The sequence below is a fragment of the Patulibacter medicamentivorans genome, assembly GCF_000240225.1.
GTDB classification, from domain to species: domain Bacteria; phylum Actinomycetota; class Thermoleophilia; order Solirubrobacterales; family Solirubrobacteraceae; genus Patulibacter; species Patulibacter medicamentivorans.
Genome location: NZ_AGUD01000201.1, coordinates 1 through 15,321, shown reverse-complemented (window position 1 = coordinate 15,321; position 15,321 = coordinate 1). Strand labels below are relative to the sequence as shown.

Annotated in this window: 8 protein-coding genes; 4 read left to right on the top strand and 4 right to left on the bottom strand. The window is 69.3% G+C overall.

Going from position 1 to position 15,321, the window contains the following annotated elements; genetic code table 11:
- Positions 1 to 54: 54 nt before the first annotated feature.
- The gene (locus PAI11_RS12515; protein ID WP_007575174.1) at positions 55 to 735 is read right to left on the bottom strand and encodes a TetR family transcriptional regulator; all 681 of its coding nucleotides are present in this window, start codon (positions 733 to 735) and stop codon (positions 55 to 57) included.
- Positions 732 to 1,634, bottom strand: coding sequence for a crotonase/enoyl-CoA hydratase family protein (locus tag PAI11_RS12510; protein WP_007575172.1), 903 nt, complete (start codon positions 1,632 to 1,634; stop codon positions 732 to 734). Before PAI11_RS12510 ends, PAI11_RS12515 begins: the two co-directional genes overlap by 4 nt.
- 210 nt (positions 1,635 to 1,844) lie before the next feature.
- Between PAI11_RS12510 and PAI11_RS12505 the strand changes: the two genes are divergently transcribed.
- Both PAI11_RS12505 and PAI11_RS12500 read left to right on the top strand, forming a co-directional pair.
- The gene (locus PAI11_RS12505; RefSeq protein WP_007575170.1) at positions 1,845 to 7,457 is read left to right on the top strand and encodes an RHS repeat-associated core domain-containing protein; all 5,613 of its coding nucleotides are present in this window, start codon (positions 1,845 to 1,847) and stop codon (positions 7,455 to 7,457) included.
- A gap of 40 nt (positions 7,458 to 7,497) precedes the next feature.
- Entirely contained in the window at positions 7,498 to 7,752 is a 255-nt protein-coding gene (locus PAI11_RS12500; RefSeq protein ID WP_138974284.1) for a hypothetical protein, read from the top strand.
- Between the two features lie 745 nt (positions 7,753 to 8,497).
- Here PAI11_RS12500 and PAI11_RS12495 read toward each other — a convergent pair.
- Entirely contained in the window at positions 8,498 to 11,575 is a 3,078-nt protein-coding gene (locus PAI11_RS12495) for a hypothetical protein (protein WP_007575168.1), read from the bottom strand.
- Positions 11,576 to 11,816: 241 nt separating this feature from the next.
- Between PAI11_RS12495 and PAI11_RS12490 the strand changes: the two genes are divergently transcribed.
- Complete coding sequence (locus PAI11_RS12490; RefSeq protein ID WP_007575164.1) at positions 11,817 to 13,010, top strand: low temperature requirement protein A; 1,194 nt, start codon at positions 11,817 to 11,819, stop codon at positions 13,008 to 13,010.
- Between the two features lie 9 nt (positions 13,011 to 13,019).
- On the opposite strand, the gene PAI11_RS12485 is transcribed toward PAI11_RS12490, so the two are convergent.
- Positions 13,020 to 13,511: a winged helix-turn-helix transcriptional regulator gene (locus PAI11_RS12485; protein ID WP_007575162.1), complete on the bottom strand. Its 492-nt coding sequence runs from the start codon at positions 13,509 to 13,511 to the stop codon at positions 13,020 to 13,022.
- 129 nt (positions 13,512 to 13,640) lie between these two features.
- On the opposite strand from PAI11_RS12485, the gene PAI11_RS12480 reads away from it, so the two are divergent.
- On the top strand, positions 13,641 to 15,107 hold the full coding sequence (locus PAI11_RS12480; protein WP_138974283.1) for an MFS transporter: 1,467 nt from the start codon (positions 13,641 to 13,643) through the stop codon (positions 15,105 to 15,107).
- Positions 15,108 to 15,321: the final 214 nt, after the last annotated feature.

The window sequence follows — 15,321 nt, the reverse complement described above, 5'->3', positions numbered from 1 at the left end:
GACGCCACCGCCGGCGAGGTGGGCAGAGATGACGCCACCTCGGCACCGGTGGCGTCAATCGGCCGGGTCGCGGCGCGGCGGCGTCGGCCACGGCGCCGTCCCGTCCGGATCCAGCAGCGCCCGCCCGACCCGCAGCGCCGCGGTGACGACCTGCGTCGCCGGCGGCGGCGGGTCGCGAGCGAGCGCCTCGGCCAGCATCGTCCGCAGGCCGCCGATGATCGCGGCGGCGGCCAGCCCGGCGTCGACGGCGGGATCCAGCTCGCCGGTTCGCTGCCCGTGGCGGATGTTGCGGGTGGCGGCCGCCACGTGCTCGCGCAGGCGGGCGGCGTCGGCGCGGGTGGCCGCGGCGTCGTGCAGCAGCCCGGTCGCGATCGGGCGCCCGAGCGGGTGGGCGTAGAGGAACTCGACCTCGCGGACCAGCCGCAGCGCCTCGCGCTCGGGCCACGTGGCGCCGGCCGGCAGCTCGGCGTCGTCGGTCAGCGCGTCGTCGAAGACCTCGCGGGCGTACTGGTCGTAGAAGTCGTCGACGACGGCGGCGACCAGGCCGTCCTTGCCGGCGAAGTAGCGGTAGAGGACGCTCTGGGCGACGCCCGCGCGAGCGGCGGCGGCGGCGACCTCGACGCTGCCGTGACGGCGCAGCTCCTCGGCGGCGGCGGCGAGCAGCCGGGCGCGCGTGGCCTGGCCCTTACGGGTCAGGGTGGCCTCGACCGGCGTGGCGCTCGTCCGATCGCTCACGGGACGATCACGTGCTCGGGATTCGGCCGCCGCTCGGGCGGCGCCTGGCTGTAGTCGCCGAAGGCCCCGTCGCGCTCGGTCACGACGGCCCGCACGCCCTCGCGCTCGGCGCGGTCGATGAAGGCCAGTGCGTCGGGGGTGTTGCGCATCAGCCCGTCGAGGATCGGCCCGAGGGTCTGGGTCGAGGCCAGGCCCATGTTCTCGTAGGCCTGGTTGACGATCAGCTTCTGGGCGGCCAGCTGGCTGCTCGGGATCCGGGCCAGGTCGGCGGCGAGCGCGGCGACGGTGTCCTCGAGCTGGGCGAAGGGCACCGCGCGGTTGATCAGCTCGACGTCGGCGGCCTCGCGACCGGTGAACGGGCGGCCGGTCAGCGCGTGCTCCTTGGCCTTGGTCAGGCCCAGGCGGTACAGCCACATGCCGGACAGGTAGGCGCCCCACATCCGGCTGTAGGGCGTGCCGATCACCGCGTCCTCGCTGGCGACGACCAGGTCGGCGCAGAGCGCGAAGTCGCTGCCGCCGCCGACGCACCAACCGTGGACCTGCGCGATCACCGGCTTCGGGCAGCGCCAGACGCTCATGAACTGCTGGGTGGGGGAGATCTGCGGCGCCGTCGCCATCACGAAGTCCTTGCCCGGATCCCAGCGGCCGTCGGTCTCCAGCGCCTCGCCCCAGTGCTTGAACCCGTCGCCGAAGTCGTACCCGGCGCAGAACGCCCGCCCGGCCCCGCGGACCACGATCACCTTGACCGTCGTGTCGTACGTCGCCCGAGCGATCGCCGCCTCCAGCTCCTGCGGCATCGGCGGCACGATCGTGTTCAGGTGCTCGGGCCGGTTGAGCGTCACCGTCGCGACCGGGCCGTCGGTGGTGTAGAGCAGGGTCTCGAAGGTCGGGGCGGGCATGGCGGGGGTTCTACTCGCCGATGCCTCTCGAGTCAAGAAGTGACTTCACTTCTTGCGGTCGTCGATCAAGCGGCCAGCCGCCCAACGAATGCTTTGGCGCCCTGTGAGGCGCATGCTAGGTTTCGCCCACGTCAGAGAGCCGTATGTATCTCTGAGTGCGTTGTCGCCATAGGTTCCTCGTGCGTGTGAGGGCCGCTCCCAGGAGTTCGAATGAGGTCTTCCATCCGCCGTTGCGTCTTCGCGGTCGCCTTCGGTACCAGCGGGCTTCTCGGGGCGCCAGCCGCTCTGGCGGCGGCGAGCACGGACGCTGCGAGCCAGGCGATTCCCCGACCACCGGGAACTCGCTCGGTCGCGCCGCTCCAGGGCGAGGAGACCGCGTCGTCGTCCTCCTGGCTCACAAGGGACGGTCGGCTCGTCACGCGGGTCTCGTCATCGCCGGTGCGCTGGAAGGATGATTCCGGGAAGTGGCGCCCCTTCGATCTGGGCCTCCGGCGGAGTCGGAGCGGCAAGAGGGACATCGCGTCGGTCGCCGACGGACAGGTAGCGCTTCCCGTGACCGAGAGTGGTAGCCGGGAGATCGTGGTCAGCGATGGCCGCGGCGCTAAGGTGCGGATGACGCTCGAAGGCGCTCAAGCGCGTCGTGCGGCGCGGACGAAGGCGAACGTGCGCGAGTGGCGCGACGTCCTGCCGGGCGTGACGCAGCGAGCCACCGTGACGCAGTCGGGGGTGAAGGAGGAACTCGTCCTCGATGGCCCGAAGGCGCCGCATAGGTTCTCGTACCGCCTCGAACTGTCCGGCGGCTTGGTGCCGTCTGTTTCGGACGCTGGTGATGTCGTCGTGCGACGTGGGACGACGGTTGTCTTCACGATTCCGCGGGGGTCGATGTATGAGGCAGGAACCGCTGGCAAGGCGACTGGCCTTGGCCGATACGACGTGGTCCGGGTCGGCGGCGACCGATGGCGCCTGACCGTTGCCGCAAGCGGCTCGTGGCTTCGGGACGCGGGGCGTCGCTGGCCCGTCGTCGTAGACCCGACGGTCGTCATCTACAGACTTGGCGCGCCTGCGGTGTGCCGGACCATCCCCCTCGACCTGGTCAGTCCGCTGGACGCGCGATGTGATCCAACGACCCCGGTCGGAGAAACGGCGAAGATCGGATATACGCCTCCCTCTTGCACCGGGACGCCCGGATGTGATCCCTGGTCCGGGATGGACGCGCTGGCCATCCGGGGGTTCGTATTGCCTGGGTCAGTAGCCGGAACCAATATCAAGCAGGCGATCTTCAGAGTCACGACGACCGGCCAGTTCTACGGCTTCTCGAAGCTTGCCCTGATCGGTACAGGAATTAAGGCTCTCCCTGGTGGTGGCATTTGGATTTTTGAGACGCGCAAGGATGTGGGAGCCGTTCCAGGGACCGTTGACTTCGATGTCACGAGCGACGTGCACAACTGGACCGTCCCGCCAGGTGGGACGGCTCCGGGCCAGGTCCCCTCCGCCGGTTGGGGGTTTCACCTGCTGCAAGGCGGTCCGAGCTTTCCCTTGCCAGGCGAAGACGGTGAGGCGTGGCTGTCGGTAGCGACGCATCTCCATCCGGATGTTGAGAAGCGTCCCTACCTCGACATCTACACCGCGCCTCCGGCACAGGCTGGGAGCGAGGTAGAGGCACCGGCCGAGGGCAAGCTGACGAGCCGTTTCGTGGAGCTGCGCGCACACGCGACGAGCGAAGATGTGACGTCGGCCAACTTCGAGTACGTAGCAGGCGATTCGCGTGATTGGAAGCCGGTCCCGCTGGGTGCCTTGCGGTTCAAGTCGACTGGCGCGCAGCCGTCGTCGGCGGCCATCGATGTGGCCGATGGTCGTTCGACGAGGTTGATCTGGGATCTGAACAAGACGCCGGGCGGGGATGTCGATGGGCCGATCCACGTCCGAGCGTTGCTGGACTCGGGTGAAGCCGTGGGTGGCGGAATGACGCCGGAGCGGAACTTCCGGCTGGACCGCAAGAACCCAGAGACGTCGTCGCAGGGGCAAGTTGGTCCGGCGAGTGTGGATCTGTTGACCGGTGACGTCGCGGTGACGGAGTCGGATGCTGATGTGAAGGCGTTCTTGGACGATCTGTCGTTGTCGCGGACGTATCACTCGCGGGGTGGGTCGCCGCGGACGATGGACATGTTCGGTCCGGGCTGGGTCTCGAGCTTCGAGGCTGATGGTGGGGAGATGCCGTTTCGCGGGATCTACAACTTCACTGACGTCCAGGAGAGCCAGGAGCTGGTGGATTGGTCGGTGAACGAGACCGAGGCGTTCTGGGAGACGTTCGATTTCAACGATCTCGATGTCGAGCCGCTCTTTGAGACGACGCGGTTTGAGACCGAGTATGCGGTGTTGGAGCAGGCGGATGGGTCGAAGATCAGCTTCCGTAAGGACGGATCCAACTGGGTGCTCGACGCTGAGCACATGGATCTGAAGGTCGAGAAGACCTCGAGCGGGTTCAAGGTCACGGACTCCAAGGGTGGCGTGACCGTCTTTGAGCCTGATAGTGCGGGGTCGCCGAACTATCGGCCGGTGAGCTATAGCGAGGCGGGGAGCAGCAAGGACACGACGTATCAGTACGTGACGGTGGGTGGCCGTCGGCGGTTGTCGCGGATCGTCGCGCCGGCGCTGGCGGGCGTGTCGTGCTCGGGTTCGACGTGGACGGCTGGGTGTCGGGCGTTGGAGTTGCAGTGGGGCACGATCACGGTGGCGGGCAAGACGGAGGATCGCGTCGTCGCGGTGAAGCTCAGGGCGGTCGATCCGTCCGGAGTCGTGTCCGGGGACAGCCACACGATCAAGACCTATGAGTACGACAGCTCGGGTCGGTTGAAGAAGGTGTCCGATCCGCGGACCTCGACCGGGTTGCCGGTGCAGTACGAGTACGACAGCGAGGGCAGGTTGTCGAAGTACACCCCGCCCGGCGAGAAGCCATGGACGTTCGCTTACCAGGCGATCACCGGTGATGCTGGGACCGGTCGGGTCAGGTCGATCACGCGGAAGAACCCGGCGGGGACGGATGCGACGACGACGTTCGTCTACGACGTGCCGTTGTCGGGGTCCGGTGCGCCGCGTGATCTGTCGCCGTCGGCGGTTGCGACGTGGGGGCAGACTGATCGGCCGCAGACTGCTACGGCGGTGTTTCCGCCGGATGCGGTGCCGTCGGGGAGCGGGATGCCGTCGTCGTGGACCCGGGCGACGATCAACTACCTCGGCGTGCACGGCAAGACCGTCAACGTTGCCGACCCCGAAGGCAACATCACGACCGCGGAGTACGACCAGAACGGCAACACGGTCCGCGAACTGACGGCCCGCAACCGCGAACGCGCGTTGGCGGCGTCGGGATCGACCGCGGCGCGCTCACAGGCGTTGGATACGCAGTACGTGTATGCCACGAACGGTGTCGATCTGTTGAGTCAGATGGGCCCGGAGCACGAGATCCGTCAGGCCAGTGGCGCGTTGACCAACGCGCGGCAGTACAAGACGATGTCCTACGACCAGGGCAAGCCGACCAGTTTCTCGGGTGATCAGCATCTGGTGACCGAGGCCAGGCAGGGTGCGTATCGCACGTCGGATAGCCACGTGATCGATGAGCGGGTGACCCGCTACGCCTACAGCAACAGCGGTAGTGATCGTGGTTGGGAGTTGAAGAAGCCGTTGAGGACGACGGTCGGTGAGGGCACTGAGGCGGCGACGACGACGTACTGGTACCACGCGAGCTATCCGTTGCTGGTGGAGAAGTGGATGCCGAAGGCGTCGGGATCGGACTCCCACGCGATGCGGTACATGTACTCCGGGATCAGCGGTGCGGAGTGGTGCGACAGCGCGACCTGGTTGCCGGTGCCGGCCGCGGCCGGGGGCTCGTTGTGCATCGCGTTGCCGGTGGCGCAGCCGGCGTCGGGGCAGAATCCGGGCAAGTGGTTTCGGTATTCGTTGTTGTGGGATCCGGTTCAGCAGTTGATGTCGGACAGCATTCATCCGGCGTCCCGGACGACGACGATTGAGCGGGACGGGTTGGGGCGTGAGACGAAGCGGATCACGAGCTCGTCGACTGGTCGGGCGATCCCGGATGTGACGACGGTCTATGACGCCAACACGGGTCGGCCGACGACGACGACAAGTGCGGCGATCGGCTCAGATCCGGCACGGACCGTGACTCGGGTGTGGGATGACAACGGCCGTCTGGCGAGCTACACCGATGCTGACAGCGGCCAGACGAGCTACGAGTACGACCTCAATGGTCGGCAGACGACGGCGACGGACTCGCGGGGCAGCCGCACTGTTGCCTATGACGAGCGCGACGAGGTCTCCGGGGTCACCGACTCGACGCTAGCGGGGATCATCACCGCCGATCGTGACGCTGATGGCGCGTTGGTCGAGGAAGTGTTGCCCGGCAACCTGAAGTTGACGCGCACAGTCAACGAGAACGGTGATCCGGTGGCGCAGAAGTGGGAGCGCACCACCGGGTGCACCGGTTCTGCGTGCGTGTGGGCGTCGAGCACCGCGACTCGGGACGCGCTGGGCCGCTTCGCGACGAGTGCGTCGGAGAAGTCCTCCAGTACGTATCGCTACGACACCGTGGGCCGGTTGTCGGGGACGGATGAGCAGCGCGGCACGGTCTGCAAGACGCGTGGCTATGCGTTCGACAAGAACTCCAACCGGACCTCGTTGACGGCGAAGACCTCGGGCTCGGGTGGTGCCTGTGGCACCGGGACGAGCACATCGAAGAGCAACACCCTCGACGGTGCCGACCGGTTGCGCAACACCGGCTACGCCTACGACGATCTTGGTCGCACCACGACGGTCCCGGCGGGCGATAGTCCGGATGGCAGCGCGATCACGTTGACCTATGACACCGATGATCTCGTGGCGTCGATCGAGGCTGGTCCGGCGAAGCAGACGTTGACGCGGGATCCGTTGCGGCGTCTGCGGTCGGATGCGTCGCAGAACACGGGGCTGTCGTTGACGACCAGCGTGCTGCGCTACGCCGACGACCAGGACGCACCGGTCGCGAGGACCGGGTCGTGGGGATGGGAGCGCTACGTCGCTGATGCTGATGGCACTCAGCTTGCGACCTCGACCGATGGCGGAACCGCAACCTGGGAGCTGACCGACCTCCACGGCGATGTCGTGGCGAGCGCGCCGACGACCGCGACGAGCCCCAGCACCGGGATCGAGTACGACGAGTTCGGCGCCACCGCAGACACCACCGGCACCAGCACACCGAAGGGGCTGCGCCACGGGTGGCTCGGCGGCTACGGCAAGCACACCGCGTTCACCCCCGGCGGTCTGATCCATATGGGTGCGAGGGTCTACAACCCCGCCAGCGGCCGTTTCCTCCAAATGGATCCTGTGGAGGGCGGCTCCGCGAACGCCTACGACTACTGCAACCAGGACCCCATCAACTGCCTCGACCTCGACGGACTGAAGGCAATCGATACGGTGGTGGTCTTCCATCGCATGACGCCCTTCCTCAAGCGTCTGGGAATCCAACTCGGACGTAGCTACTCGAAGACCCTAATCGAGACTGTTACCTCAGCAGGGGCAGGAGCCGCTGGCAATTGGGTCTGCAAGGTGGCCGGGAGATCGCCTGCGGGGAGGGTTGCTTGTGCGCTTGGCGGAGCCTTCATCGCAAACAAGCTCACCGCTAGCGTCGTGAACGCCGTCTTGAAGAAGGGCAAGTGCTTGGAGCTCGGTAGGAATTTCTCACTGCTGTTGGCTGTACCTGGAGTCGGACCTATCATTGATCTCATCAAGAATGGGCGAGGATTCCTCAAGACCATAAATTGCAGCGCCGTATGAGGAACCCATGGCGCTCGGCCCGAGCCAGTAGGTGACTGTGATGCATTTGAAGCTCCGTGGCCTGACGCAGAACGGCTACTTGGTCTTCACGATCGCGCTGTCTGTCGTCAGTTACCGAGTAATCGACTGGATCGAGCCGCACGGTCTATCGACCATTGAGTCGATCGGTGTCGATGTCGGTTTGATCATCGCAGTGGCCATCCCCTTGTACTTCGTTCTTGCGATCTGGTTTTCGGTACCGCCGGCTCAAGCGCCCAGCGACCGCGCGGTGGGCAGAGGGAACTCCGACGAATAGACAACCGAACTGCCGCTGCATATATATGCCGTCTGCAGAGACGACAGGTCCGCATCGCAGTGCGAGTGTGGCAGCCTGACCAGCCTAGGCGTAACTCCTAGGTGTCAGCCGCATGTACATCGGTTCCCTGTAGCCGTAGGGATCGGTTCCCTGCGGCAACCTTGATCGCGGCGAAGGCCTGTTTGACGGCCTGGCGTGGCGAAGACCGAGTAGGACGTTCGTCGTGAGGCAGTCCGGCGGCGATTGGCGGGCGAGTCGCCCGAGCAGGTCGGCAGATTCGCTGGGGCAAAGTCGGCAGTCGGTCGCCCGTGTACCCCGCGCCGATCGCAACGGTTCCGGTGACGTGTATCAGGTCGATCTTGTCGGTCCGAGGCTCGTCGACCGCGGCGGGTGGTCTTCGCGCTCACGAGTACCTCATCGCCGCGATCGATCTCGGGATTCCCAGCGGACACAGAACGTCACCATTGGTCGACACGACCACCAACTCGTGGCACGCACGACGTTCACCCGTCCTCGACGATGAGCCCTTCCGGTGGAGTCGCCTCCGGCTCCCGCCGAGCATCACCACTGGAACCGATCTGCTCGCGGCTCCTAGACCGCTACCGACGGAACCGATGTCACTGCGGTTGTGGCTAGGGAGGTTGTTCATCCGGGTGTCCTTGGTAGAGGCTGGGAGTTGCAACGCAACCCGTCCACGAAGGACATCTGGCGGGGCGGACCGACGGTCCGTCCCGCCCACCGCTTCTCAGCGCAGCCGCACCGTCCTGCTGACCGTCGCCGCCCGGTAGCGCCCGTCCTTGGGCACCGAGACCGCGACCTTCGCGGTCTTCGCGCGGGCGCAGGCGCCGGTCAGGCGGACGCGGGCGCTGTAGCGGCCCTTGCGCGGCTTGGCCGATCCGCGGGCCACGCTCTTGCCGCAGGTCACCCGGACGCTGACGCGCTTCTTGGCCGTCTTGACCAGCGTGCCCGGCACGGTCAGCGTCGCGCCGCTGCGGCGGACCTTGCCGAGCCGCAGCTTCGGCGTCGGACCGCAGGCGGTAGCGATCGTCGGCTTGGCGGTCGGGGCGGCCTTGCCGTTGTGGCCCGCCATCCGCACGCTGGCCTTCCACGTCGGCGTCGCGCAGATGTCGCGGGCCGCCGCGATGATGCCGTGCTTGCCGCCGTTGATCGTCAGCGTGAACTTCGTGATCGGGGCGTCCGGCACGTTCGCGAACGTCGTCACCAGCCGGTTGCGGCTGACCGCCGTCGTCGCCCGCAGGTAGATCTGGGTCTCGCCGCGCAGCGGCACGAACAGGGTCGGCAGGGTCTTGATCTGCTGGCCGGTCTTGGGGTCGGTGCGGATGCCCTTGACGAAGTAGATCGGGCCCTTCAGCGGCTTGTCGAGGATCGGCGTCTCGGCGACCGCGGTGCCGACCATCGAGTTGGCCGGGCACGCGTCGCGGGCAGCGTCGGCCTTCTCGCACAGCCCGTTGGCGTTGTCGGCCGCGAGCGCCACCGCCAGCGGCATCGCGACGCTGGTCGACTTGACGCCGGCCTCGCCCTCGCGCTGCGTGACGGTCGCGACCACCCGCGGATGGCGCAGCTTGCGCATCTCGCGGTTGTCCCGGAACGACAGCGCGATCTTCGGCTTGAACGGCAGCGAGGCGCACTCGCCGAAGGTCAGGCTGGCCGAGCGCTGGGCCGCGGCGCCGAGCGCCGAGGTCAGGTCGGTCGTGATCTGGCCCGTGCCGCACGAGGTCGGGTTGCGCATGAAGCCCGACCGGTCGACGTTCAGCTGCAGGTTGCGCAGCCGCAGGACGATGCCCTCCTTGATCTGGGGGAGCGGGTCGCTGACGACCGACACCTGTGCGGTGTCGGGATCGATCTTCAGCGCCTGGCGGACGACGACGTTGCCGAGGTCGTACGGGCCGGCGACGGCGCGGATGATGTTGACCGTGCCGAACGAGCCGCCGTTGTAGGGGCCGGTCAGGTAGACCGGGCCGGACAGCGGGTACGGCGAGTCACCGGGGCCGGCGGTCACCGAGGTGGTGCCGATCCGCGAGGACTCGGGGCAGGCCTCGGCCGCCACCTGCGCCTCGCTGCAGCGGGTCACGCCCTTGAGCTTGGCCAGCATCCCGGGCGGCAGCTTGGCGCTGATCCCGCTCAGGAACTGGTTGCCGTCGGGGCGCGTGAAGTCGACCTTCAGCGGCGCGTAGGCGCCGGACTTCGTGGACGCCGCCGTGGCGCCGAAGCCGGGGGCGAACGGGAAGCCGTCGCAGCCGACGACCGAGACCGACGGCGCGCTGCTCGACGCCGGGTTGCCCGACCACGGGGTCAGGGTGCTGGATCCGGTCGCGGTGCCGCAGGTCTGCGGCGTCGCGATGATCGCCTTCGACCCGCCGTCGAAGTCGAGCTTGAACTGCGAGAACGGCAGCTGCGGGTTGTCGTCGAAGACGGCGGTCACCTGACCGGTGACCGGGTCGGGACGGACGTCGCCCTTCAACCGCACGCTGATGCCGTAGCCGTCGGCGTTGACGAACAGCCGGTAGCGGTTGCCGGCCTGCGGCTGCCCGACGTAGACCGCGCCGGTCAGCGGGTTGGCCAGCGCCGGGCTCTTGATCGAGACGACGCCGATCCTGGACGCCGCCGAGCAGGCGATCGGGTCGTTGGTGCCCTTGCCGAACTGCGCGTCGGTGCACGCCTCGAGACCGGTCGCGGCCGACGGGCTGATCGTCATCCCGGGCGGCAGCGTGACGGCGACCTTCTTGACGTGGGCCGTCGCCAGGGTGCCGGTGTCGCTGGTCTGCGGCACGTCGAGCGTGACGCCGAGCGGCGCCGGCGCGTCGCGCTGGACCGCGCTCGGGCCGAAGGTCGTGGTCTGGCTGAACGGGACCTGGTCGCAGCCGGTCAGGCCGACGCCGGGGGCGGACTCGACGGTGTAGTCCTGCGTGTCGCGATCGCCCTGGTAGGAGTCGAGAGTCAGCGTGGCCTGCTTGGGGCCGTCGCAGACGGTGGGGTTGTTGAGGAAGGCCGAGGTGGTGTCGGTGATGCCGGTGGCACCGGTGGGGGGCAGGTAGCCGATGATCGGAGGAACCTGTGCTGGTCGCGGGGCTCCCCCATCGATCGACACGATGTCGACACGCGCCTCACCGCGGCCAGCGGTGTCACCGGGGGCCGGCGTTCCGTCATGAGCCGTTGCCCCGGGGGTGCCCCAGAAGGTCAGGGTCGAGCCGGTGAGCGTCGGTGTCGCGGCCTCGTTCTCCGGCGTCGCCGGATCGTCGGCCGTCGGGCGCGCAACGTGGTTGATCGTGAAGTAGAGGCCGTTGTCGCCGGGGCGCATGGCGCCTTCGATGTCGACGATGTGGCCGCTGCCGTTCGGCGCCTGGGTCGGGTTGAACGAGAAGCGGGCCAGTTGTCCCGCCTCGACCTCCATGTTGTAGAGGCTGGCCGTCAGGACCAGATCCCCTCGGGTGCCGAACGGCAGGTTGAACGGATTGTTGCCGGTGCCAGGAGCGCTCAGGACCTTGCTCAGCCGCAGGGCCACCGACCCGACCTGGCTGGCCGGCGGGCAGGCATTCGCTTCGAGCTGGGTCTGCGCGCAGTGCGGGACCGCTTCCGGGTTGGGCACGAGCCCGGGCGGCGTGTCGACCCGGATCGTCTGGGTCTGGCCGTCGTTGTTGCCGTTCGCCAGCTTCGTCGTGTCGAAGCTGATGATCCCCTGGTACGGGTGCCCACCAGCCTGGGCCTCGAAGGTGGTCCCGTCCTGCTGGACGATCTTGGCCGAGAAGTTGTCGATCTCGTAGGCCTGCGCCGTTCCCGCCAGCCCGAGGCCGACGAGCGGCACGGCCAGCAGGGCGGTGAGGCGGCGTTGCCGCGTCCGCCTCCGACAGCCGCTGCCATCTCCAAGTACGTCCACGCGCATCGCGTCCTCTCCTACCGATGGGGGCAAAGCGCGAGCAGGCTACGGGTCCCCCCGTACGCTGTCCAGCACGGGACCGTCTGCGGACCGCGTTTCTGGACGGACGGACGATCCGGCTTGCATCTGGCGCATGGGCGTTCGCCGTGGCGGTTGGCAAGATGACGCCGTGAGCACGAGCGACGCCCGACCACGCGTGAACCCGGTCCTGCGCGGCGAGGAGGCTCGGGTCAAGCCGCTGGAGCTGTTCTTCGACCTGGTCTTCGTGCTGGCGCTGACCCAGTGCACGGCGCTGATGGCCGACCAGCCGACCTGGGAGGGGCTGGCCCGCGGCGTCCTGATCCTGGGCGTCCTCTGGTGGTCGTGGGTCGGCTACGCCTGGCTGACGAGCGTGATCGACCCCGAGGAGGGGATCGTCCGGATCGTCTTCTTCGTCTCGATGGCGGCGCTGCTGGTCGCGGCGCTCAGCGTCCACGACGCCTTCGGGGACCTGGGGCTGCTGTTCGCGGGGATGCTGCTGATCGTGCGGGCCTCGCACATCCTGCTCTTCATCAGCTGCAGCCGCGACGATCCCGACCTGCGGCGCTCCGTGACCGGGCTGGCGATCGGGACTGCGGTCGGCGTCGGCCTGCTGGTCGTCGCGTCGTTCCTCGACGGCCCGGCCCAGGGCGCGCTCTGGGCGCTGGCGCTGCTGCTCGACATGGGCGAGCCGTACATCTTCGGCAGCGAGGGATGGAAGCTGATCCCCGGCCACTTCGCCGAGCGCCACGGGCTGATCGTGATCATCGCCCTCGGCGAGTCGATCGTCGCGATCGGGGTCGGCGCCGAGAACCACGTCGACGCCGGGATCGTGGCGGCCGCGGCGCTCGGGATCGCGGTCGCGGCCGCGCTCTGGTGGGCGTACTTCGACGTCGTCGCGCTGGTCGCCGAACGGCGGTTGCACCACGCGGCGGCGGGCAAGGAGCGCAACGAGATCGCCCGCGACTCGTTCTCCTACCTGCACTTCCCGATGGTCGCCGGGATCGTGCTGCTGGCGCTGGGGCTGAAGAAGACGCTCGGCCACGTCGACGACCCGCTGAAGGTGGTGCCGGCGTTCGCGCTGCTCGGCGGCGTCGCCCTCTACCTGCTGGCGCACGTCGCCTTCCGCTGGCGCAACGTCCACCGCTTCAGCAGCCACCGGCTGATCGTCGCGCTCGTCCTGCTGGCGCTGCTGCCGGCCGCGGTCGAGCTGCCGGCGCTGGCGACGCTGGCGATCGTGACCGCGCTGCTGGTCGGGCTGATCGCCTACGAGACCGTCCGCTTCGCCGCCCTCCGGGACAAGATGCGGCACGAGTTGGCCTTCGAGCCGCCGTCCGGCGGCTGATCGCGTCGGCTAGGACGTCGCCGGGATCCGCGGCGTCGTCAGGCCGCGGGCGGTCATCGCGGGACCCGGGAGCGAGCGCAGGTCGCGGCCCTCCAGCCGGGTGCCGCAGCGGTCGCAGGTCAGGTGGTCGTCCGGATGGCCGCCGCAGCCGCGGTGCTCGATCACCCGCGGCGATCCCTCGGGCTCGGGGTAGTGCTCGTCGCCCCACCGCATCAGGTAGTGGAGGACCGGCCACAGCTGGCGGCCCTTGGGCGTCAGGTGGTACTCGTAGCGCGGCGGACGCTGGCTGTAGGGCCGCCGCTCCAGGACGCCCTCGTCGACCAGCCGGTTGAGCCGCGTGGTCAGGACGCTGCGGGTGATCCCCAGCATCTCCTGCAGCTCGTCGAAGCGGCGGGCGCCGAGGAAGACGCTGCGGACGACCAGCAGCGACCAGCGCTCGCCGACGACCTCGAGCGAGCGGGCGATCGAGCAGAGCTGCGTGTCGTACTCCCGGCCAAGCACGATCCCAGTCTAGCGCATGAGTCGCTTGAAGCGACTTGCTTTGCTACGGTCAGTCGCGTCAAGCGACTAGCCGGGGTGCCGGCCGGTCGCGATCGACCCCCTCTGGAGCCCGCCGTGACCGATTCGCCGATGCCCTCGCCGACGCCGCCCCCCGCGACCGCGCCACCGCCCGCCGGGGTCGCCAGGCCCGGCGTGGTGCTGCTGGTCGTCGCCGCCGCCGTCTTCCTGGCCAGCCTCGACCTGTTCATCGTCAACATCGCCTTCCCGGACATCGAGGCGAGCTTCGACGGCAGCTCGGTCGGAACGCTCTCGTGGGTCCTCAACGGCTACGCGATCGTCTTCGCCGCGCTGCTGGTGCCTACGGGGCGGATCGCCGACCGGGTCGGCCGTCGGGCGGTCTTCCTGGCCGGCCTGCTGGTCTTCGTGCTGGCCTCGGCCGCCTGCGGGGCGGCGTGGTCGGTCGGCGCGCTGGTCGCCTTCCGCGTCGTCCAGGCGGTCGGCGCGGCGCTGCTGATGGCGACCTCGCTGGCGCTGCTGCTGGACGCCTTCCCGCCGGCCAAGCGACCGGCGGCGATCGGCGCCTGGGCGGCGGTCGGCGGGGTCGCCGCGGCGCTCGGGCCGCCGCTCGGCGGGCTGCTGGTCGAGGCCTCCTGGCGCTGGGTCTTCCTGGTCAACCTGCCGGTCGGGATCGCCGCGCTGGTGGTCGGCCTGCGGGTCCTGCGCGAGTCGCGCGACGAGTCCGACCGCCGCTGGCCGGACGGGGTCGGCACGCTGCTGCTGCTGGCCGGCGTGGCCGCGATCTCGTGGGCGCTGGTCGAGGCGCCCGACCACGGCTGGGGCAGCGCGCGGACGCTCGGCGTGCTCGCGGCCGGGATCGTGGCGCTGGCGCTGGTGGTCTGGCGATCGGCGCGGGTCGAGGGACGCCGGGTGCCGGTGATCGACCTCGAGATGCTGCGGGTGCGGCCGTTCGCGCTGGCCTCGCTCGCGGCGCTGCTGTTCACCGCCGCCTTCGCCGCGATGCTGCTCGGCCTGGTCCTGTTCCTGACGGGCCCGTGGCACGAGTCGGTGCTGACCGCGGGGCTCTCGGTCGCGCCCGGGCCGCTGATGGCCGCGACGTTCGCGGTCCCCGCGGGCAAGCTCGCGCAGCGCCACGGGGCCGGCCCGATCGCGACCGCCGGCAGTGCGATCTTCGCTCTCGGCTGCGCCTGGTGGCTGTGGCGCGCGGACCTCGAGCCGAACTACGCCGGCGCGATCCTGCCCGGGATGATGATCACCGGGGTCGGCGTCGGGCTGCTGCTGCCGAGCGTCTCGGCCGCCGTCGCGACGACGCTGCCGCCGCAGCGGCTGGCGACCGGCTCGGCGATCCTCGGCGCCGCCCGCCAGCTGGGGTCGGTGCTCGGGATCGCGATCCTGGTCGCGCTCTACGGCCATCCGGCGCCGGACGAGCTGCTCGACGCCTTCCGGGCCGGCTGGACCTTCATGATCGTGGCCGCCGGCCTCGGCGCCGTCGCGGCCGCCGGGATCGGGCGGGCACGCCACGACGTCGAGCCGGTGGGGGACACGCTGCCGGACGGCGTGGCGACCGCCGAGTCCTGAGCCGGGGCGGGTGGCGTCACGTGCCGGGCCCCGACCGCAGGTGGCGTCATCTTCCCGCGCTGGGCGGGGCAAGCTGACGCCAGCTGCCGCGGGGTGCGGAGAGCTGACGCCACGCCGTACGGCGCGGCGTCAGCTGCGTGCCGGCTAGCGCCCGCCGCGGCCGCCGCGCGAGCCCTGGCCCTGGCCCTGGCCGCCGCGGCCGCCGGAGCGCCCG